We start from the raw sequence: 19,155 nt of genomic DNA, 5'->3' as shown, positions 1-19,155 counted from the left end.
AAGTCAGTTTAGCTATAGCATAATGCTATGTTAATAAATAATCTGTATAATGCTATTAAATATAATAATTAAAATCTAAATCACTTTCTCTATAAAAGGAGAAATTTACCTTAATGAAAATACATATATATTTAATATTGTTTTTATTTTTTTCTTGCACTCAACTATATGCTGACGAGGAAATTGCAAAATTTGATTTACTTATTGGCGAGATAAATGAAGCAAGCTTCACTCTTAAAGGTGCAATAAAGGTTACAGTAGAACCAGGCTGGCACATATATTATAAAGATCCTGGAGATTTTGGCCTTCCCACGTCTATTAGTTACAAAGGTAATGCATCAGATATAAATATTCACTGGCCTATTCCAAAGGAACATAAAGATAAAGTAGGGAGAGAGACGTTTGTAAGTAACGTATATGAGGATATGGTATTATTTCCCTTTAAGATGAATATATTTTTAAATCAAGGGTATATTGACCTTAACTTCCATATAAATTATGCGATATGTAAAGATAGGTGCATCCCTAAAAATGTTGAGATAAAAATCAGGCAACCATTAAAGGATTTTATAGATTCTGATATCAATAAACTTATAAATGAGTGGTATGAAAAATAGAGTTCTCATGGGGTAGGTGTCATTCCAGTGCGTGACGCTGGAATCTAGCTATGGTCAAACCCACATCTGTACAAACTTGTGGTATAAGGGAATTCCTCTAAAATGGCGTCATCCAAGTAGCTGACACTGGGATCTATAATAAAAAAATTTAGATCCCAGTGTCACGCACTAACTGTACGAACATTGAGATATAAGAGTAATTTGTACCAAGAAAAAAGATGTCATCCCAGTGCCCAGACACTGGGATGACATCATCATAAGGTGAAGCTGGATTCCAGTGTCAAGCACTGGAATGACATCGTCTTAACATTGTACCATATTACAATGTTCGTACAGTTATGTGTCACGCTACTTGGATGACAAGAAAAGGTTTCTAGAATGACGGAAACGAAGTCATACATAGAAAATAGGTTAGGTATTTTCAATTTTTGTTGTATACTCAAATAAAAATCTCACTTTTACAGATGGATACAGTAAAGTTTGTTTTATTACTGCCAACAATATTACTCATGCTAGTTGCTGGTGTTTACCTATCGATTAAACTAAAATGGCTACAGGTATTTAGATTACCATACGCCCTTTCACTACTTGGAGCTAAAAAAGGAGAAAATAAATTTTCTTCTATAGCCGCTCTGTTTACAATTTTAGGGGGAAATTTAGGAGTAGGAAATATTTCAGGAACTGCTGTTGCTCTAAAAACCGGAGGACCGGGCTCTATTTTGTGGATGGCGATAATTATTGTTATCACTTCTGTGATAAAATATGTCACTTGTTATCTAAGTATAAAAACCAGAAAGGAAAAGAACGGACGGTTTATAGGTGGCCCTGTAGCCTACATGGCTGATGCATTTAATTCTAGAAAAGCTACAATTGTGTTTCTGGTTGTTATGATGATGGTTTCAATAACAGTTGGTAACCTTGTTCAGGTAAATTCTCTATCAATACCACTTAATATGATAGGTGTGCCTGTAGTTATTGGTGGCATTGTAATGGCCATAATATTTTTTGTTGTTGCAGCTCTCAGCTTAAAAAAAATTAAAATTTTTATATCGGCTATGATACCGATAATGACGGTAAGTTACCTCACACTTTGCGGTATCATATTATTTAAATTTAGTGAAAATATTCTTCCTTCTCTAAAACTAATAACAAGCAGTTTTTTTACAACTAGTAGCTTTAACTCTGGTTTATCCTTAAGTTTGATTTTAGAAATGTTGACTATTATTCAAGTTGGAACTTTGCGAGGTATTTTTGCAACAGATATAGGGCTTGGCCTTGAAGGAATCGTGCATTCTTCAATTGTTCCTAAGAAAAATAATAATAAATTTATTATTGAGCAGAGTCTAATTACGATAATATCGCCTTTTATAGTTGCGTTTATAGTGTTTATTACAACAATGGTACTGCTTGTCACAGATTCTTGGATTACTGATTTAGAGAGCACTAACATGTGCATATTTGCTTTTAGAAAGGCAATGAATTGGCCTTATATTGACTATTTAATTATGGCCATAATGTTTTGTTTTGCTTTTACTACTATTTTTACTTGGTTTTTTTGCTCAAAACAGACAATACGCTATGTGTCTATGGATAATAAATATACTAAAATCTGGATTGTAATTTTTACCTTGATTATTCCGCTTGGTGCGATAGGTAAAGTTCAATTGCTATGGGATGTTGCTGATATTTCGATCGCCGCTTTGTTGTTTATCAACATACTCGCCATACTCAAACTAACTTCTCAAGATCCAAAAGTGTTTACTATGAGTGACAGATATTTGAAATTAGGTGCCAACTAAAAGTTGCCATCTGAGTAACAACACAACCTCCTTAATAAAAATTCAACCAATGCTCGTGATAATTATATTAGCTAGTATTAGCTAGAACTAAAGGCAGAGGGTTATTAGTGAGGGGTATATGAACACTAACGATACACAACAAGAACACATTTATAATGAGCGCATTCAAGAAATTTTTCCTTTATTTGATGAAAGAAAAAAGGAAGGCGACCTAATTTATAATGCTAGAGTTGATTTTAACACAGTAAAGTTTTTAACAAAACACGCCAACTGGAATTGGGACGAAGAAGAAAACAAAAATAAAGCATATGGAGTTATTCTTCAGGAATGCGACAAGACAAAGAAAGCTGGACAAGACCTTGAAAGTGAAGTTAAAGAAAGGTTGAAAGAGTATGTTGATGATGTTGCAGAAGTTTCAATATACGGTAATCACGCAAGTATTACGCTGGGAGATAACAAAAAAGAGTTTAAAATCAGCGAATTTTTAAATAGTGATTTTTGTGAGAAGAATGGAATCTCGGGATTTTCAACGTTGCATAGTGATGGAAAGAGCGGAATGCATGGTTTTGTTGCCGAGGAAGAAGGGAAAAAAATAAGACATTATGTCGTAACCGATGGTTCATATGAAATGACGCTAAATTGGTATGTGAATGGGGAAAAATGTACTATTAAAGTCAATATTGATAAAGAAGGTGTAAAACTTATTGAAGGTAATGGCGTTACTGAAGATCAGCTAAAAGCAAACAAAGACGTGAAAATAGGTGGTTTATTCTTGCATGAAATAAAATTCAGGGAAAAAGGACAAGGAAAAGCGAATGAGATGCAACATAATAAAGACAGTAACGAGCTATCATCTGAAACTACAACAAGAATTGATGTTAATAGAGGTGTTAGCGTTCAAGCTACTGATATAACTCAAAAAAAAGAAGACCACCTTTCACATTTTGGACTACAATCTAACAGCAGAAGGCAGTCTTACGATAGCGGAATTGGAAAAGATTTTGACGATAAAATTAATTCTCAGGAGGCTAAAGAAAAGCGTGAGCTTAGACAAGCAGCACGAGAAGCAAATTCGGGAGGTCAAGTTTATAACCTACAATCGCTTTTTGAGGAGAATCCTCAGAACAAAAAAACTCCTCCGCCACTTCCACCTAGAACTAGTTCACTACCACCTAAAAAAGGTGTTTTCGATGAGCAAGGGGGAGCCAAATCTGGAAGCCAAAAACCAGATGACTTGCGCGAAAATGAGCAAACACCTAATAATCAGCAAAAAGGTGCAACTTCTGATTCTTCAGATAGTTCTACTTTCACCAAGTCTGTAAGCCACAATCAAGATAATAGGCAAGAAGATGAACGGTATGACAATCCTACATTTGGACATGCTGTACCTGGAAGCCAAAAACCAGATAGAAGTGAGCAAACACCTAATGATCAGCAACAACCTAAAACCCAGCAACAAGAAGGAAATAGCAAAGGCGATCTGTTACAAGACATCAGAAATTTCAAGAAAAACAACTTACGGCACATTGATGTTGATTATAGAAAAGCATCAATTGCAGGAAGTAGAAAAAATAACCCATCACCGTTAGAGACATTAAAGGACAGAATTCCTTATTCATCTTCTCCAGATAACAGTGATAACCAAGATGCTAGTGATGCTAAGTGGAAAGAAAGTGAACAGCCGCTCTCTGCTACAGCACTCAATAATAAAAGTGACTCGGGCTATTCATCTCCAACTCATGACAATAATGAACAATCTCAAGTAAATCCTGAACAGTTAAAGAAGAGCTTAGAGAACATTGAACAAAGTGATCAAACTCCACCTGAAAATCTTCTTAAAGAAATCAGAGATAGATCACAGCAGGATAATAGAGGATTAAGGCAAGTTGATCCTACTGATAAACTGTCACAAGATAAAGAAGATGGGTTGCAAAAAGACAATTTAGCAGATGTAAAAACAGTGGAAGGTCCAACCGTTAATGTCTCTGCTTCAACACCAAATAGTATAAGTGATTCAGGCTATATATCTCCAACTAATAGTGATAGTAAATCTCAAACAGATTTAAAACAGGTAGGAAGGAAATTAGAAGAACATATTAGACAAAGTAATCTAACTCTATTTGAAGAACTTAAAAATACATTAGGTCAAGAAAATCTCGGGTTAAAACCAGCTGATCAGAGTCAGATTAGCGAAGAAACTAAAAAACGCTTGAGAGAAGTTGGGTTGCTAAAAGACAGCTCAACAGACATAAAAGCAAACGATTCGGGCTATTCATCTCCAACTCATGACAATAATGAACAATCTCAAGTAAATCCTGGACAGTTAAAAGCGAGCCTAATGAATGTTGAACAAAGAGATGATACTCTACTTACGGAATTTACCAGTAAGTTGGATAAAGAAACTCAGAAGTTTCCACTAAAACCAGTGGATCAAAGAGGAATTAGTGAACAAACCAAAGAACATTTATTAGCAGCCGGGTTGCTAAAAGACAGCTCAACAGATGTAAAAACAGTGGCAGAACGAGAAAATGCTGACACTAATCCAACCGTAGATAAAAATAGCGAACTATATAAATTACTAGAGAAAGATGAAGCACAACTGAAAGCTGGAGTAATAGAAGAAGAAAGAGGAGATACTTTAACAGAACACACTGATGGTTATGATCGCAATAGAATTGCATTAGCTAACAGAAATAAAAGACCACTAGATTGGGCTAAACAGGTTGCTGAGTCACAACAAAAAAAAGATACTAATAAAGGTATTTCAATATAAATTGAAGTTAAAATAATTGCTTAGCAAACAATAGGTTTCATGTAATGGTAACCCTATAACGGAAGAGTAGGAGCCGCGTAAGAACAATACGAACACTCCAGCTAGGCCTTGTATATTGCATCCCCCCGCCCTATTTTTCCACTCTTCTGATGCTAAATAATACTTAATTTCTTGTTCACTGAGACGTTTAAATTTCACTATTGTAACCACAGTCCTGATATGTTGTTTAGATTGATCGGGAGTTAATAGACATACACTGGTGTATACTCTATGCCTTCTTCCTGATAACAAGCGGATACATTTTTCTGCTTGCTCAACGTTTTCAGCTTTGAGCAATATCCTTCTACCACAAGCAACAACTGTATCAACACCAAGCACAAAGTAATTTGGATTTGAGCTTTGTATTTTCTCCGCTTTACTTTTTGCCATACGGATTGAGTAATCCTTCGGAAGTTCCTTTTTTAAAGGGGCTTCATCTATATCTGCTGGCAAAATTAAACCTGGCTCAATGTTTATTTGTTTTAGTAAAGCTATACGCCTTTTCGATGATGAAGCAAGAATAAGATTATTTAGAGATCGTTCTGTCACTTGTACCTTTAAGCCTTCTAATGATCCTACCCTTTCTCGCATTCCTATCGTAAATGCTCATCTCAACTAACACCCTATCCCCTATAATGATGCGTATTTTACTTCTTCTCACTTTCCCTGATACATGACAGATAATCTCATGTTCATTGTCCAGTTTCACTCTAAATTCTGCTGCAGGTAGTAAAGCAGTTACTGCCCCTTCCACTTCAAAAATTGTTTTCGATTTCTCGTCTTTTATCATATGTTATATTATAATTTAATAATCTTTTTTAGTCTACTATAGATTTTAAATTATTATCAACACAAAAGACCTTTTGCGCCCCACTTAAGTTGCAACTTAACCCCAACCATCTTCACAATGATACCCTACCTACGTTTCTACTCTCTGCCACCTTCTCAATAGAACTTATAGGACTTATGTTGAAAGATAAATCATTATCACAATTTTCTTCATCGCTATCAAGTCCACTATCAACGCTTAAAGATCTGAGTAATGTTGTCTTCTCTCTCAGTGGAACATAAGACTCATTATCAATGCTTGAAGATTTGGATAACCTTTTCTTCTGTCGTGGAGCATTACCAGACTCATTAGAAATTTCTCCCGTTAATTGATTGTTGAAGCTCCTTTGTTCATCAGCACGAATTTTTTCTTCCAGTCCATCAAGCATTCCTACCAATTCATCACCCCATTCATTTTCTTCTTCTAATAATTGTTTACACTTTTCTTTCTCACGCTCTAGCTCGTTTCTTAACTCTTCGACTTTATCTTCATCTTTAGTGAGTTCAAGTGTAAGCACCTTATCTCCTGGAAATTCCTCGTACTCGTTTTCTAGCTCTTCAATGTTGAGTTTTAGTCTCTCTTCTCCAAGTGTATCTTGTAAATTGCTATCCTGCCTATCTGATTCTTTAATCTTTTGCTCAATTTCTACTTGTACCTTATATTCCTGATCTAATTCTCTTAGCTGATCTTTCAAGCGCTCTTTCTGCTGGCGTCGTTCAACCATTATCTGTTCCGCATCTTCTCGTGCTTGATTTAGCTCTTTTTCCAAATTCTTCTTTCCTGCATTAACAATTTTCAGCTCTTCCTTTAGCTTTCTTTTTTCTTCATATACACCTTTAAGTTCTTGTGCTTTCCCTTGTAGCTCTTTTAACACACCTGCTAATTCTTCATTTTTTTGTGCCAGTTCAGTTTGCAATTCCGTGTTTTTTTGCTCCTCTTTTTCAAACCTGTCTTGTAAATCGCTATTCTGCTTCTCTAACTTTACAATTGTTTGATTAGCTTCTGCTTGGGTTGTTTCTAGTTTCTCCTGTAGTCGCTGATTTTCTTGTATTAATTCATGGTGCTTTTTATTTATCACTTGCAACCCTGCTTCTATTTTTTGCTTCAATTCAACAGCTTCTTTTTTCAAATTTGACATTTCTTGCTTCAATTCAACGTTTTCTTCGGACAGCATCTGATTATTTAAAATCAATTCATCCATTTGTTGTGAAGCAAATTCTGTCTGAGTTCCAGTGTGCTGTAAATTGACTTCCGTTTTAGTTTCGATTTGTTGTGAAGCAACTTCTGTTTGAGTTTCAGTGTGTTGTAAATTGACTTCCGTTTGAGTTGATGCATTGCTATTAATAGAAGGAGAAAGGCTATTGTCAGCATCAACTTTAGGGTCTAATTCCCCCTCTGGTTCCTCGCGATAGGCCGCTATAGACTCATTTTGAAAATTATTATTAGCAGTAGGTACAACATCAGCAGCCTTACCTTTTTCTAGTACAGCATCATATAAGGAGAGACCTTGAATATATAATTCATCGTTTTGCTTTATTAATTCTAAGATCTCATCCGATAGCACAAAATCTTCATCATTAAATTTTAGTACTTCAGTTATGCCATCGCTACTCACATTCATAATCATGGTACACATTTCGGATCCATCCTTTACAGGCCAAGTGCTTTTCATTTCATAATATGCGCCCTCTTTAAATTCATAATATCTTTCCTTACCTTTCCGATGAGCGTGTATTTCATGTTTTTTATTGCAATAGATATTCAGCTCTTTAATATCTTTCTCTTGCTGTAAAATGTCACTAATCCTGGTTGGCTCACTTCTATTGTAATTAATAGAGTTGATATTCAAAACTCTATAAGCGTTATCAGTTTCTGTGTAATAAGCTTGAAGCTCTACGCCTTTCCTTCCAAGATATTTACTTGCAGCTTTTTTTCCCTGCTCTGCCAACTTTATGCATTTATCTATATCTTTCTTAAAGCTCTTATTAGCAGACTCTGTTACTGCTTTATCTATGTACGTTTTTTTAAAATCTCTATCATTTATTAGGTCATAAAAACTCCACTCATCTCTATAAGCCTTCTGTATAGCAGTGAAGTCACTTTCTTCTTTCAAAAGCATTAAGAAGCTTACCTTGTCTTCTAGGTCTTTTAGTTTAAAGCCTGTTATTATCTTCTCTAATTGAGAAAATTTTTCAGCAGGATTATTTAAATTTTTTAACTCTTTGTATAATTTATTATTTTCTGCAATTGAGCGGCAGAACTTTATTATAGCAGAGTCCTTAGTGAAAGAATTGTCTTTTTCCATTTTATTGATACAGTCCTTGAGGGATGTAAAATGCGATTCAAGCCATGACGAATATAGATCGTATTCATAAGATGCCAACAAGCAATGTATTGCATTCCAAGCACATGATGCTACCCTTATAACTGATTCAACATCATAATTCTCTGACTGATTACTTGTTTTTCCTGCCTCTGCTGTTTTTTCTTCCTTAGCCAAACTTCCAGTCATAATACGCCTCCTTAACTATATTTATATTATACCAATTAACATATATTAAAAGAAATCAAACTGTATAACCTCGTCCTACACTAACTTTTATGATTACTTAATTGTGTAAAAATAACTGCAAGTGTTAAACTTGAGCTTTTATTTTTCATTATACATTTCTTACTACATGTTTATACTGCTGTCTTGCATAATAGACTATTCGAAGTTACACAAGTATTTTTTTTATTAGATAAGAGTTAGTAAGAGCCTGTTCATAATTTTTTCAGAAGTAAGGCAGTGAAAGCCAGAACGACCATTTGTAGGCTAGTATTGAGTTTTCGCTCACAATTTTTCCACAATCTTCTACATTTTTCTAACCAAGCAAAAGATCGCTCCACAACCCATCTTTTGGGCAATACAACAAAGGAACGTAATTCATTTCTTTTGATCACTTCAACGGTTGCACCAATAATCGTTTTTATTTGAGTTACAAAATTCTCTCCAGTATAGCCTGCATCAACCAGTACATTTTTAACTCCCGAGAGGTTTTCTTTTGCATTTTCGACCATTCTCACAGCACTGCTACGGTCAGTTATCTCTGCTGTTGTTGTATAAATTGCATGCTTGCGTATCTACTGCAATACGGCCCTGAAATCTTCTTGCCTGCATCATAGCTTCAGCAGTATCTGCATTTTTTATACTCTGTGCATCAATTATGCAGAAGCTTTTCCGACCATTGTTTTGTCGCAATTATTTTTTTTTAATACCAGCTCCAGAACACTTTCTTTATTTACATCTGGTTTTTCACTCCACTTCTTAAAATAGTCGTAACAATTGCGCCATTTTGGGAACTCTTTTGATACCATTCTCCACTGGCAACCACTTTTTAACACGTATAACACTCCACAAAATATATCATGTAAATCAAGTGTTCTTGGTTTTGTTTTCTTTCTGCAAGATTCCAGATCTGCTACAATAATCTCAAACTTTTCTCGACTTATGTCACTTGGTTATAAACTTCGCATATCCTACTTTATATACTTTATCCTCTCACTTTATCTCTTTTTTGAGATTACGTACAGGCTCTAAGATACAAAGACGTTTTCAGAAATCTTTAAGCTTAATAACATCCTCTCTCTTTGGACTAGTTGAGATTAGATGAATTGGTACACCTATTAATTTTTCTAACCCTTCTATATATTTTATTAAATTGATAGGCAATGTTTCAATCGACCTTTTACCTTGAGTGTTTTCTTTCCAGCCAGGAAACTCTTCATATATTGGCTCTAATTCCCCTTGTATTGAATGCGATGCGGGTAAATAATCATACATTTTTCCGCTATACTTGTAACCAGTGCATATTTTAATTGTATCAAAAGAATTAAGCACATCTAATTTGGTTAATACAATGCTTGAAACTCCAGAGAGTTGTACGGCCTGGCGCACTAAAACTGCATCGAACCATCCGCAACGCCTTCTTCTATTGCTCACTGTTCCAAGTTCCTTACCTATAGTAAACAAGCTATCTCCTACTTCATTTTTCTGCTCAGTAGGAAATGGGCCATTGCCCACTCTTGTTGTATAAGCTTTTACCACACCAATAATGTAAGCATTGGAGGATAACCCTGAGCCTGTTATTGCTTGCGATGCTACAGTATTACTTGAAGTAACAAAAGGGTAAGTTCCGTGGTCGATATCTAAAAATGCGCCTTGGGCACCTTCAAATATTATTTTCTTACCTTCTTTCATCAAGTCATTTAATATCTTCCACACAGGTTTTTTATATGAAAGAATTTTTTCTGAAATCTCTTGAATTTCCTTTAATATTTCTTCTTTTTTAACTACCTGGTAGTTAAGGCCTTTCCTGATAGCATTGTGGTAATTCAAAAGAGTATCCAATCTTTTATTGAGCTCATCTGCGTTTTCTAAGTCACAAAGGCGTATAGCTCTCCTCCCAACTTTATCTTCATAACATGGTCCTATCCCTTTATTTGTTGTACCAATTTTGTGATTTCCATTTAAATCTTCAAATAGCTTTTCCTTGTCCTTATGTACGCTAAGTATTAATGGACAGCTCTCAGATACCATCAAGTTGTTATAGTTTACGTCTACTCCTTTAACTTTCAATGACTCTATTTCTGAGATTAGAGCGTGTGAATCAAGAGCAACGCCATTTCCTATGATAGATATTTTGCCTGGCCTCAAAACAGCAGAGGGCAGTAAATTTAATTTATAAACCTCATCATCTACTACTATAGTGTGCCCTGCATTATTTCCTCCCTGAAATCTCACAACTACATCTGCATTCTCAGAAAGATAATCTACTATTTTACCCTTGCCTTCGTCACCCCATTGCAGACCAACAATTACAATATTATTCATCATTATTTTCTAGATTAATACATAAATATTAATGCAGTACGCTACAAATGGAAAGAGAAATCTACGCCTTTCCTACACCCCTTAAATAAAGAAATATACTGTCGATTTTCTTAATATATTACCAAATTATTCATCATTATATGATATAACTTACAGCATATTTACAGTAAGGTGTTATTTATGAAAGAGACAAAAGGAAAAAATAATAAGAGTCCAGTAGTTAGATTAAAGGCCACAGCTAAAGAGTTCAATTTTAGTAAATTAAGAGCAGATCAAGATAATAAATTAGCGAATTCCGGTGAAACAATGTTCTTAGATTTTCAAAGGATGAATTTTATTATTAACGGAAAAGAAATAGATAAAAATCTTATTATTGCATTTAAGGAAGGAGCTAAGCACCGCAAAAGCGAACTTTTTAATAGTGATGATATATATAATGACGAAATATTTAACAAAAAAGGAACAAGAGAAATAGATACGGATCATGGCAAAGCTTTTGTTGCTTCAGTACTCGAAGATATTGAGAAAGAGCTTGTAAGTAATGCATTGGGTGAGCTATGGAAAAATCACTGTGAAAATTCCAAAACTGCCAATCATCAAAAAACCGATTCATATAAGAAAGAATTTGAAGAATTTTACAATGCTGGCCAAAGGTATATCCATCTATTACCAACAGAGAAAGATGAAAACAAGGATTACCGTTCCTTTGCAAAAGAAGTTTTCAAAAAAATGTTCAGATACGCTGGGGCAGAAGTTCCAAGTGATGCTATTTTAGAAGAGCTAGTTACCAATTGTAATCAAGCAGGGTATGAGGCTGCTCCATTTATACAAACCCAACTTGCACTTGGACAGTCGTTCATAGTAGAAAATCCTAAAAAAGTAATAAACATTGATTGTGCTAACCAAAATAATGTGAGAATTAGATCTGATATGAGGCTACCAATACTCTCTGTTAAAAATCAAGTTATGCATGGCGATAAGATATGTAATCTGTCTAGTTCATTGGAATTTACAATTGAATCTCACAATGGTGAAGACTTTGTAACATACAGAGATGGTAAATTGTCACTTACTATTCCTAAAGAGTTAAAAAATTATAAAGATAATGGCAAGAGCTTGTTTGACATTATTAAAGAATATTTTCAGAAATTCTGTGCAAAATTAGGATTTAAACCTGAGACAAAAATACAAATAGAGCATGGCTTCGGTGCTCAAAGTAACTATTTAGATGGTACAATATCAACCACAGGATCAGATGCAAATGAAGAATTTATCAATCTTTTAAGCGAAAATCTCAGAGAGAGGTTATTGGGGTCAGGAGTTGCTCTAGAAGATGAAGATGTTGATGATATTGTTGAAGTCAGAGTATCTACCGTTATAGATCTATTGAGTGATTATGCTAAATTGGAAGATAATAAAGAACACAGAGAGTTATTAATAAGTAAAGTAGCAGATAATTTAGGACTTTCCACTCAAGATAAAACAGCACCAGAAGTATTGATGGAATTAGGCTCTTTACCTTCTTTGATAAAAGGTCAGGTTAATCATAATCAAGTGCAGTCTGTTGTAAATACTTTTATTAAGTTAATTATTGAAGGGAAAAGCGAAGTATACAAAAAAGGAGGTGCGATTAATGCAATTGATGCAATTCATAAGGAGATAGATAAGGCAATTGTTGAGCAAGAAAAAAAAGCAACCAACAAACAAGATATAGAAAATGATAAATGGACAGATAGAATCAAAAAACAGAATTATTCTGCGGAATCACATGAACATTTACCTTAAAGATATTAGTAGGCTCTTTAAATATTTTAGAGTTCATGGTTACAACGGTTGCTATTTTACAGTGCATCTCACGACCATAATCATGAACTTCTTCCATTAGCTGCTTTCCCATACCTTTTCTTCTATAATCAGAATGTACCCAAAGCAAGTCAGTGTAAATTGAACCATAGATAACAAAACCGCTACAACCTGCAATAATTTGTTCAGTATCATCGCGAATAAAAAAAGCAAATGGGTTACACGTACCTTTATCAACGGTTTCTTCATTAATCTTTTTGAGTAGGAATTCAATGTCTTTGCTACTTGGTGATGTGGTGTGTTCTATTTTCATCTCTCGGCCTAATACCGCATACTGATTTCTCTCTTTATCTTATATAAATTAATTAAGTAAAGTGAATACAGTATCCACACTACTAAAAAAAATGTGGCACAAAACATAAACATTGCAACCAGTGGCAACAGCAGGGAACTTTCTATTGCTATTCCACCTTTTCTCAAAATGCTTGCTGGCTGATGGAGAGTGGACCATAAATTCACGGAAAATTTTACTATAGGAATATTTATAGCACTAAAGATGGCAAATACTGCTGCTGATTTTTCTGCCCTCGCTTCATTATCAAAAGCGCTCCACAATGAAAGGTAGCCAACATATAGGAAAAGTAAAATCAGCATTGAAGTAAGTCTTGCATCCCATACCCACCAAGTGCCCCAGGTTCCTTTTCCCCAGATGCTGCCTGTGATTAAACATATTGCCGAAAAGACTGTCCCTGCAGGAGCAGCAGCATGTGCCAAGACACTAGCAATGCTATTGTTCCATACCAATGAAATGAAACTGAGTGATGCAATTAATCCATATATTCCAAGAGCAAGCCATGCAGAAGGCACATGAATGTACATAATTCGTACAATTTCTCCTTGTTTATAATCTTCTGGAGAGAAGAATAACGCCAAAGACATTCCAATTAAAAAACATGCGAAACAAATAACTCCAAGCCAAGGTAGAGCTTTCTTAGAAAAATAAGAGAAATTTGTAGGCTTTAATAAAAACATTCGTTTTGAGAATAATTGTGTTAAGAATTTACCAATTAGTTTGAGTTTTATCAACAGGATAGTTTTTCTATATTTACGTAGGTCAACAAATTAGCATAATTTCAGTAGCAGATTGCTAGCCATTATTTTTAGTATAACACTATATAAAACATGACCATTAAAAAGCTTAATCTACACTTAGTATCAGATTCAAGTGGTGAAACTGTTATATCAGTTGCAAAATCAGCTCTGAAACACTTTCGTTCTATAGAAACGATCGAATATGTTTGGTCTTTTGTGAAAAAAGAGGAGCAGATTGACAAAATTCTGGAGGAAATTAATAGGAAAAGTGATGAGCATAATTTTGTTATATGCATTATTACTGATGATGAGCTAAGAAAATATTTAAAAGATAACTGTATAAAGTTGAAAATTCCCTATAGAGCAATATTATCACATATTATTAGAGAAATTTCGTCCTATCTTGAAATTGAAAAAGACGAAAAGCTTGACTTGCATACTGAGATAAATAACGAATATTTTCAGCGCATTGAGGCAATAAACTACACTATTAATCATGATGATGGACAAAATATTCAAGATATTGATAAAGCAGATATAATTTTGGTTGGAGTTTCACGTACATCAAAATCTCCCACCAGTACGTATTTAGCTTACCGAGGCTATAAAGTTGCAAATATTCCTTTTGTTAGTGGAGTACCCTTTTATGTTGACTTGGCAAAATTAAAAAATAAACTAACGATAGGGGTAACAATAGACGTAAGTAGGCTAATAGAAATACGCAAAAATAGACTTACTTCAATTAACAACGAAGATAATAATATATATGCTAACCCTGAGAAAGTAGAAAAGGAAATTAAAGAAGCAGAGGAGCTCTTTAAACAGAATAACTGGCCAATTATCGATGTCACGCAAAAGTCGATCGAAGAAGTATCAGCAACAATTATACAATATTTTAATAAAATGTTATCAATTGACTAACTCTTGATAAGTGATTATAATGTAAAGTAATTTAATTCTTACTATAGATATGAAAGTCAAAGGGTCGCTAAAATCTCATCGTAACAGAGATAAAAATTGTAAAGTTGTGAAAAGGGGTGGTAAGATTTACATTATAAATAAGGTAAAGCCAAGGTGTAAAGCGCGTCAAGGTTCTTAGCTTTTTGTTCACCTTTTCATGTTATATATTTTTTATATGTGAAAGTACGGTGCTTATATCTAAAAAAAAGCAAAAGTTACTGTGTTTAAGCGCAGCCTTACTCATTTCTTCCCTTACATTATATTTCAGCATTAGCACAATTACAGGTAAACGTGGCTTATTGACGTTAATCGATTTAAAAAAAGAAATCGAGTACAATAAACTTTTGCTAAAGGATGTCTCTTCTGAAAAGGAAAAGTTGGACAACAAAGTATTTGGCTTATATGAAAAAAGCTTAGATTTAGATCTGCTTGATGAGCAAGCAAAAAATGCTTTAGGTTATGTGAACCCTAATGAACTTATGGTTGTTCTTGACGTGGAATAGCAGTAGAGATCTCCCTACGTCATACCGCCGCGGCGCTAACACGTAGCGGGATGACGGTTTTTCAAATTGTCGGTAAATCTAAGTCAGTTTAGCTATATTGTCTCTCACACCGCTTAGCTGAACAGACAATGGCGTCAACTTAAGGAAAAATGTCAGAGATTGTGTATAAAATTTCTCTCTAAAATTTTTACCATTAAATTACCCAAAAGCTGCATGACCTTACCCAGAAAAAGTGGAGAGAAAGAAAAGAGTTTTTTTGGGTAAAATAAAATTTTGGAGGATTAGAAATGGTAAGAGAATATACAGCAGAATTCAAATTGGAAGCTGTTAAACTGGCAAATGAACAAAGAAAGGCAGGTCAAACAATTACAAAAACAGCAAAGGATTTAGGAATAAAGGGTGGTTTATTAGGAAAATGGATAAAGAAACACAACGAAAAAAAGTCGGCAGCAGATGCATTTCCAGGTAGAGGTAACATGGCTCCTTACGACAAAGAGAGGTTTGATTTACAAAGCAAGAGTAACAAGGGAAAGAGACATTTAAAAAAAAGCCCTGGCCAGTCAAAAAGAGTAAAATATTTTTTTATATAGTAACTGCTATAAAGTACAGGAATTATGTAGGATTTTCTGCGAGTGGCTACTATAAGTGGACCACAAGAAAAATAAGCAGTAGAGAATCAGCAAATAAAGAGCTACTCGAAGCTATTCAAAAAATATATCAAGTTTCTAAATGTAGATATGGAGCTCCTAAAATTCATGCTGAATTGAAGGCTTTGGGTAAAAGTTGCAATTTGAAAACGGTGCAAAGTATTATGCAGAAAAATGACATCAGGGCTATACTGAAAAGAAAGTTTAAAATTAAAAAACAACAAACAGATAATAGAGCTGTAGCTCCCAATATACTAGATCAAAACTTTATTGTTGATCAACCAAATAAAGTATGGGATTACTTACATCAAAACCAAGGAGGGATGGCTATATTTGGCAGCAATAATTCTCACGTATGGTAGTTAATGAGTAGTGCAATAAATAAACAATTGGTTATGAACTCTTTATTAATGGCCATTAATAGGCGTAAACCTGTTAAAAATCTACTGCTGCACAGTGACCAAGGTTCACAATATACTTTGCAAGGTTATCAATATCTCTTATCCATAAAAAACATAGATGAATCATAAAGGTTGTTGTTACGACAATTCTGTTGTGGAAAGCTTCTTCAGTTCTCTAAAAAGGGAGTTACCAATAGACACCTCTCGGCACTCTAAACAGCATATCAAAACTGCTATATTTGAATATATAGAAATTTTTTATAACAAACAACGTCACTATTAACTATTGCATTCCAGAACAATTTGATGCATCATTCTTTTTGTAAAAAACATTCCACACTTTCTCTTCACTTTTTCTGGGTAAGGTCAAAGGATCTTATGTCTTAAACCTTATCACCAGGCTTAACAAATAGGTGGCCCAATACTATTAACTTTATGGGTTTACCTTCGTTATTTGCTACTATCCAAACCCCATCGCTCTCATGATCAACAATTTCTATTGGTGCAAATACTACATAATTATTATCATCAACAATCTTTATTCCAAGAGCACCTTCGTCACTTAAGCTCAGGGCTGAAGAAGGAACTTTATATGCAAATCTTTCGCCTGAAGGTAGCCTTACGTTGGCAGTTAGTCCCTGCAAGGATATCATTTTATTATTAGTTACCTTTACTTCTACCCTATAAGACCCAGTTTTAGGCTCAGCAATTTTACTAATAAAACTTACTTCACCTGCCAATTCTTTTCCGTCCAGCAAATTAATTTGAGCTGTGCTGCCTAGCTCTATTTTATTTACTTCATTTTCCGAAACGTATAACACTACAAGAATTTGATCGAAATTAACTACGTCAGCTATTTTTTGCCCAGCATTAACAAAATCCCCTTCATTTGCATTGATTTTATCAACATAACCATCTATAGGAGATTTGACTGCAGTGTTTTCTAAATCCAATTCTAGCCTTTTTAGGTCAGCTTTTGCACTTTGTAACGCAGTAAAAGCTGCTTCTACTTTTATTTGCGCTCCATAGCCTTTTTTATTCAGTTTGTGAGAGGAATCATACTCAATTTCACGCTGCTTTAATAAAGCTTTAGCTTTCTGAGCTTGCTCAATCCTGTCATCATTTTCTATCTTTAATACTACATCATCTCTTTTTACCTTTTCACCATCAGGTAAATAAATAGCAATAATCTTGCCACTTATTTTTGAGACAAGGCTAGCTCTATGTAAGGGATTTATTGTACCAGAAAAATTTAAATATATAGTGCGGTTTTGCGGCGCACATTCTTGAGTTTTTACTGAAAAGTTACTAGTTGCATTATCACTATAAACCGCCTGATCTTTTTTTAAAAATGCACTGCTGATAAAAAACAGTAGAATAAAAGCAATACTGGAAATGATGATTACTTTATTTCTCATCTTTAAACAATAGAATTTGTTAACTAATTTTGTTAGAAACAACTGCATAAATTTTCGAATCAGAAATGTAAGTATAATACATGCACCATCGTCACTCCATAAATAATTTTATATGAGAACAAACACAAGATTTTCCTACAATAAGTAAGTTTTCTATTGCAAAAATGCAATTTTGAATCGAATAAAAATGTAAAATTGCAAATAAAGTTGTGCATAAAACTGGATTTAAAAAATCTCGAAAAACATACTAAAACTTTTAAATAATAACTTTATATCTAGTGGCTTTGCCTTCTCCAAGACGCTGTAAGTATTTCATCCCTAGCAGTTTCTTTGTAATTGCCTCTACTGTTCTTGGAGGAAATCCTAGAGCTTCTATAGCATCTTTTCTACTAAATTCTTTATCTGCAAGGCTAAGTGCCCATTCCCAGAAGAACAATTGTTTTCTTGATAATAAATATTCAGTATTCTCCCTCTCAAGAATATAATGCGCCTCATTTGCTTGCGTTTTGAGCACATTAAGAAAAAATATTAACCATGGGGAAATATCTTCTTTGCCACTTTTCCAGCTACTTTGTGTTTTATTAAGCGCTAAATAGTAATCAAGTTTGTTAGTTTCAATTATCTTTTCATGTGATACAATAGATACAAAATCATAACCCTGCTGCAACAGCATTAAATTAGTCATCAATCTACTAGTTCTGCCATTCCCATCTTGAAAAGGGTGTATTGCCAGATACTCAAAAACAAAGTTAGCAACAATAATAAGAGGATGCTTAAATTTATTATTTAAGGACCAGTGATACCAATCAATAAGCTCTTGTACTTCCTTTCTAACAAGGTAAGGTGGTGTGGGATCAAAAATTATACTAACAACTTTTCCATTCTGATCTTTTGCCTCAACTCTATTAGAACTTGCTTTGTATTTTCCTCTATGATACAAATCTTTTTCACTATAAAGTAGCATCTGGTTGTTAATGTGCAATATTGATGACTCACTAATTGGAATATCCGTATAATCATGAAATATTAGTGTAAGCATTTCTAAGTAGCCAGCAATTTCTTGCTCATCTCTATTTTTAAATTTTTTGACACGTAGGTTTTTATATAGATCCTCAACTTCTTTATCGGTTAGACGATTTCCTTCAATACGGTTAGAAGCGCCAGAAGATGTAACAATAACTGAATGAGTTAATCTTTCAATTGTTTGTGGTAGTAGTTTTTTCGTTATCTGCCAGCTATTTTTAACACTATCAACTGCAGTAATTAACTCGTACACTTGCTCAATTACAGGCCCTTCTAGGTTGAGACGTGTACTAAGACGAAAATTCTTCCAGTTCATATTCTTCTCACATGCATATTATGTGAGATAATGTGAGATAATGTGATAAAAGTCAATAGTAA

General features: G+C 34.1%; 15 protein-coding genes and 2 pseudogenes. 8 read left to right on the top strand and 9 right to left on the bottom strand.

Going from position 1 to position 19,155, the window contains the following annotated elements; genetic code table 11:
- Positions 1 to 113 precede the first annotated feature (113 nt).
- From OOK97_RS05440 to OOK97_RS05430, 3 genes are all read left to right on the top strand, one after another.
- Positions 114 to 617 (top strand): protein-disulfide reductase DsbD domain-containing protein, encoded by a 504-nt coding sequence (locus tag OOK97_RS05440; protein ID WP_044471194.1) that lies wholly within the window; start codon positions 114 to 116, stop codon positions 615 to 617.
- Positions 618 to 1,081: 464 nt separating this feature from the next.
- Positions 1,082 to 2,416 carry an alanine:cation symporter family protein gene (locus OOK97_RS05435; protein WP_264705117.1) on the top strand — a complete coding sequence of 445 codons (1,335 nt, stop codon included), beginning with the start codon at positions 1,082 to 1,084 and terminating at the stop codon, positions 2,414 to 2,416.
- Positions 2,417 to 2,534: 118 nt separating this feature from the next.
- On the top strand, positions 2,535 to 5,189 hold the full coding sequence (locus OOK97_RS05430) for a hypothetical protein (protein WP_264705116.1): 2,655 nt from the start codon (positions 2,535 to 2,537) through the stop codon (positions 5,187 to 5,189).
- Here the strand turns inward: OOK97_RS05430 and OOK97_RS05425 are convergent.
- From OOK97_RS05425 to OOK97_RS05405, 5 genes and pseudogenes are all read right to left on the bottom strand, one after another.
- Positions 5,181 to 5,777 (bottom strand): Maf family nucleotide pyrophosphatase, encoded by a 597-nt coding sequence (locus OOK97_RS05425; RefSeq protein WP_007550161.1) that lies wholly within the window; start codon positions 5,775 to 5,777, stop codon positions 5,181 to 5,183. The two genes, OOK97_RS05430 and OOK97_RS05425, sit on opposite strands and share 9 nt — an antisense overlap.
- Positions 5,755 to 6,018, bottom strand: a complete 264-nt coding sequence (gene infA / locus OOK97_RS05420) for a translation initiation factor IF-1 (RefSeq protein ID WP_007550159.1) — start codon at positions 6,016 to 6,018, stop codon at positions 5,755 to 5,757. Before infA ends, OOK97_RS05425 begins: the two co-directional genes overlap by 23 nt.
- Before the next feature lie 112 nt (positions 6,019 to 6,130).
- A complete protein-coding gene (locus OOK97_RS05415; protein ID WP_264705115.1) occupies positions 6,131 to 8,569 on the bottom strand; it encodes a coiled-coil domain-containing protein in 2,439 nt (812 codons plus the stop codon).
- Positions 8,570 to 8,820: 251 nt separating this feature from the next.
- Positions 8,821 to 9,549: pseudogene (locus tag OOK97_RS05410) on the bottom strand (IS5 family transposase).
- Positions 9,550 to 9,652: 103 nt separating this feature from the next.
- Complete coding sequence (locus OOK97_RS05405) at positions 9,653 to 10,930, bottom strand: adenylosuccinate synthase (protein WP_006280265.1); 1,278 nt, start codon at positions 10,928 to 10,930, stop codon at positions 9,653 to 9,655.
- Positions 10,931 to 11,110: 180 nt separating this feature from the next.
- Between OOK97_RS05405 and OOK97_RS05400 the strand changes: the two genes are divergently transcribed.
- The gene (locus OOK97_RS05400) at positions 11,111 to 12,715 is read left to right on the top strand and encodes a hypothetical protein (RefSeq protein WP_174516894.1); all 1,605 of its coding nucleotides are present in this window, start codon (positions 11,111 to 11,113) and stop codon (positions 12,713 to 12,715) included.
- Here OOK97_RS05400 and OOK97_RS05395 read toward each other — a convergent pair.
- Together OOK97_RS05395 and ccmC are read right to left on the bottom strand one after the other, a co-directional pair.
- Positions 12,669 to 13,046 carry a GNAT family N-acetyltransferase gene (locus tag OOK97_RS05395; RefSeq protein WP_264705114.1) on the bottom strand — a complete coding sequence of 126 codons (378 nt, stop codon included), beginning with the start codon at positions 13,044 to 13,046 and terminating at the stop codon, positions 12,669 to 12,671. The two genes, OOK97_RS05400 and OOK97_RS05395, sit on opposite strands and share 47 nt — an antisense overlap.
- 8 nt (positions 13,047 to 13,054) lie before the next feature.
- Positions 13,055 to 13,765, bottom strand: coding sequence for a heme ABC transporter permease CcmC (gene ccmC / locus OOK97_RS05390; protein WP_065095173.1), 711 nt, complete (start codon positions 13,763 to 13,765; stop codon positions 13,055 to 13,057).
- A 150-nt stretch (positions 13,766 to 13,915) separates the two neighbouring features.
- Between ccmC and OOK97_RS05385 the strand changes: the two genes are divergently transcribed.
- From OOK97_RS05385 to OOK97_RS07630, 4 genes and pseudogenes are all read left to right on the top strand, one after another.
- Positions 13,916 to 14,746: a pyruvate, water dikinase regulatory protein gene (locus OOK97_RS05385; protein WP_264705113.1), complete on the top strand. Its 831-nt coding sequence runs from the start codon at positions 13,916 to 13,918 to the stop codon at positions 14,744 to 14,746.
- A 49-nt stretch (positions 14,747 to 14,795) separates the two neighbouring features.
- The gene (gene ykgO, locus OOK97_RS05380; protein WP_006279631.1) at positions 14,796 to 14,924 is read left to right on the top strand and encodes a type B 50S ribosomal protein L36; all 129 of its coding nucleotides are present in this window, start codon (positions 14,796 to 14,798) and stop codon (positions 14,922 to 14,924) included.
- Between the two features lie 49 nt (positions 14,925 to 14,973).
- The gene (locus OOK97_RS05375) at positions 14,974 to 15,288 is read left to right on the top strand and encodes an FtsB family cell division protein (RefSeq protein WP_010962526.1); all 315 of its coding nucleotides are present in this window, start codon (positions 14,974 to 14,976) and stop codon (positions 15,286 to 15,288) included.
- Between the two features lie 287 nt (positions 15,289 to 15,575).
- A pseudogene (locus tag OOK97_RS07630) lies at positions 15,576 to 16,662 on the top strand (IS3 family transposase).
- A gap of 57 nt (positions 16,663 to 16,719) precedes the next feature.
- Here the strand turns inward: OOK97_RS07630 and OOK97_RS05355 are convergent.
- Both OOK97_RS05355 and OOK97_RS05350 read right to left on the bottom strand, forming a co-directional pair.
- On the bottom strand, positions 16,720 to 17,802 hold the full coding sequence (locus OOK97_RS05355) for an efflux RND transporter periplasmic adaptor subunit (RefSeq protein ID WP_264705112.1): 1,083 nt from the start codon (positions 17,800 to 17,802) through the stop codon (positions 16,720 to 16,722).
- A 208-nt stretch (positions 17,803 to 18,010) separates the two neighbouring features.
- Complete coding sequence (locus tag OOK97_RS05350) at positions 18,011 to 19,093, bottom strand: Fic family protein (RefSeq protein WP_264705111.1); 1,083 nt, start codon at positions 19,091 to 19,093, stop codon at positions 18,011 to 18,013.
- Positions 19,094 to 19,155 lie beyond the last annotated feature (62 nt).

It is taken from the genome of Wolbachia endosymbiont (group A) of Gymnosoma rotundatum (assembly GCF_947250765.1).
GTDB classification, from domain to species: Bacteria; Pseudomonadota; Alphaproteobacteria; order Rickettsiales; family Anaplasmataceae; genus Wolbachia; species Wolbachia pipientis.
This window is presented reverse-complemented; position numbering and strand designations above follow the sequence as displayed.

Bases quoted from the DNA above. Each gene is read 5' to 3' on its own strand.
- OOK97_RS05440 (WP_044471194.1), top strand. From the start codon at position 114: ATGAAAATACATATATATTTAATATTGTTTTTATTTTTTTCTTGCACT.
- OOK97_RS05435 (WP_264705117.1), top strand. From the start codon at position 1,082: ATGGATACAGTAAAGTTTGTTTTATTACTGCCAACAATATTACTCATG.
- OOK97_RS05430 (WP_264705116.1), top strand. From the start codon at position 2,535: ATGAACACTAACGATACACAACAAGAACACATTTATAATGAGCGCATT.
- infA (WP_007550159.1), bottom strand. From the start codon at position 6,018: ATGATAAAAGACGAGAAATCGAAAACAATTTTTGAAGTGGAAGGGGCA.
- OOK97_RS05415 (WP_264705115.1), bottom strand. From the start codon at position 8,569: ATGACTGGAAGTTTGGCTAAGGAAGAAAAAACAGCAGAGGCAGGAAAA.
- OOK97_RS05405 (WP_006280265.1), bottom strand. From the start codon at position 10,930: ATGAATAATATTGTAATTGTTGGTCTGCAATGGGGTGACGAAGGCAAG.
- OOK97_RS05400 (WP_174516894.1), top strand. From the start codon at position 11,111: ATGAAAGAGACAAAAGGAAAAAATAATAAGAGTCCAGTAGTTAGATTA.
- OOK97_RS05395 (WP_264705114.1), bottom strand. From the start codon at position 13,046: ATGAAAATAGAACACACCACATCACCAAGTAGCAAAGACATTGAATTC.
- ccmC (WP_065095173.1), bottom strand. From the start codon at position 13,765: ATGTTTTTATTAAAGCCTACAAATTTCTCTTATTTTTCTAAGAAAGCT.
- OOK97_RS05385 (WP_264705113.1), top strand. From the start codon at position 13,916: ATGACCATTAAAAAGCTTAATCTACACTTAGTATCAGATTCAAGTGGT.
- ykgO (WP_006279631.1), top strand. From the start codon at position 14,796: ATGAAAGTCAAAGGGTCGCTAAAATCTCATCGTAACAGAGATAAAAAT.
- OOK97_RS05355 (WP_264705112.1), bottom strand. From the start codon at position 17,802: ATGCAGTTGTTTCTAACAAAATTAGTTAACAAATTCTATTGTTTAAAG.
- OOK97_RS05350 (WP_264705111.1), bottom strand. From the start codon at position 19,093: ATGAACTGGAAGAATTTTCGTCTTAGTACACGTCTCAACCTAGAAGGG.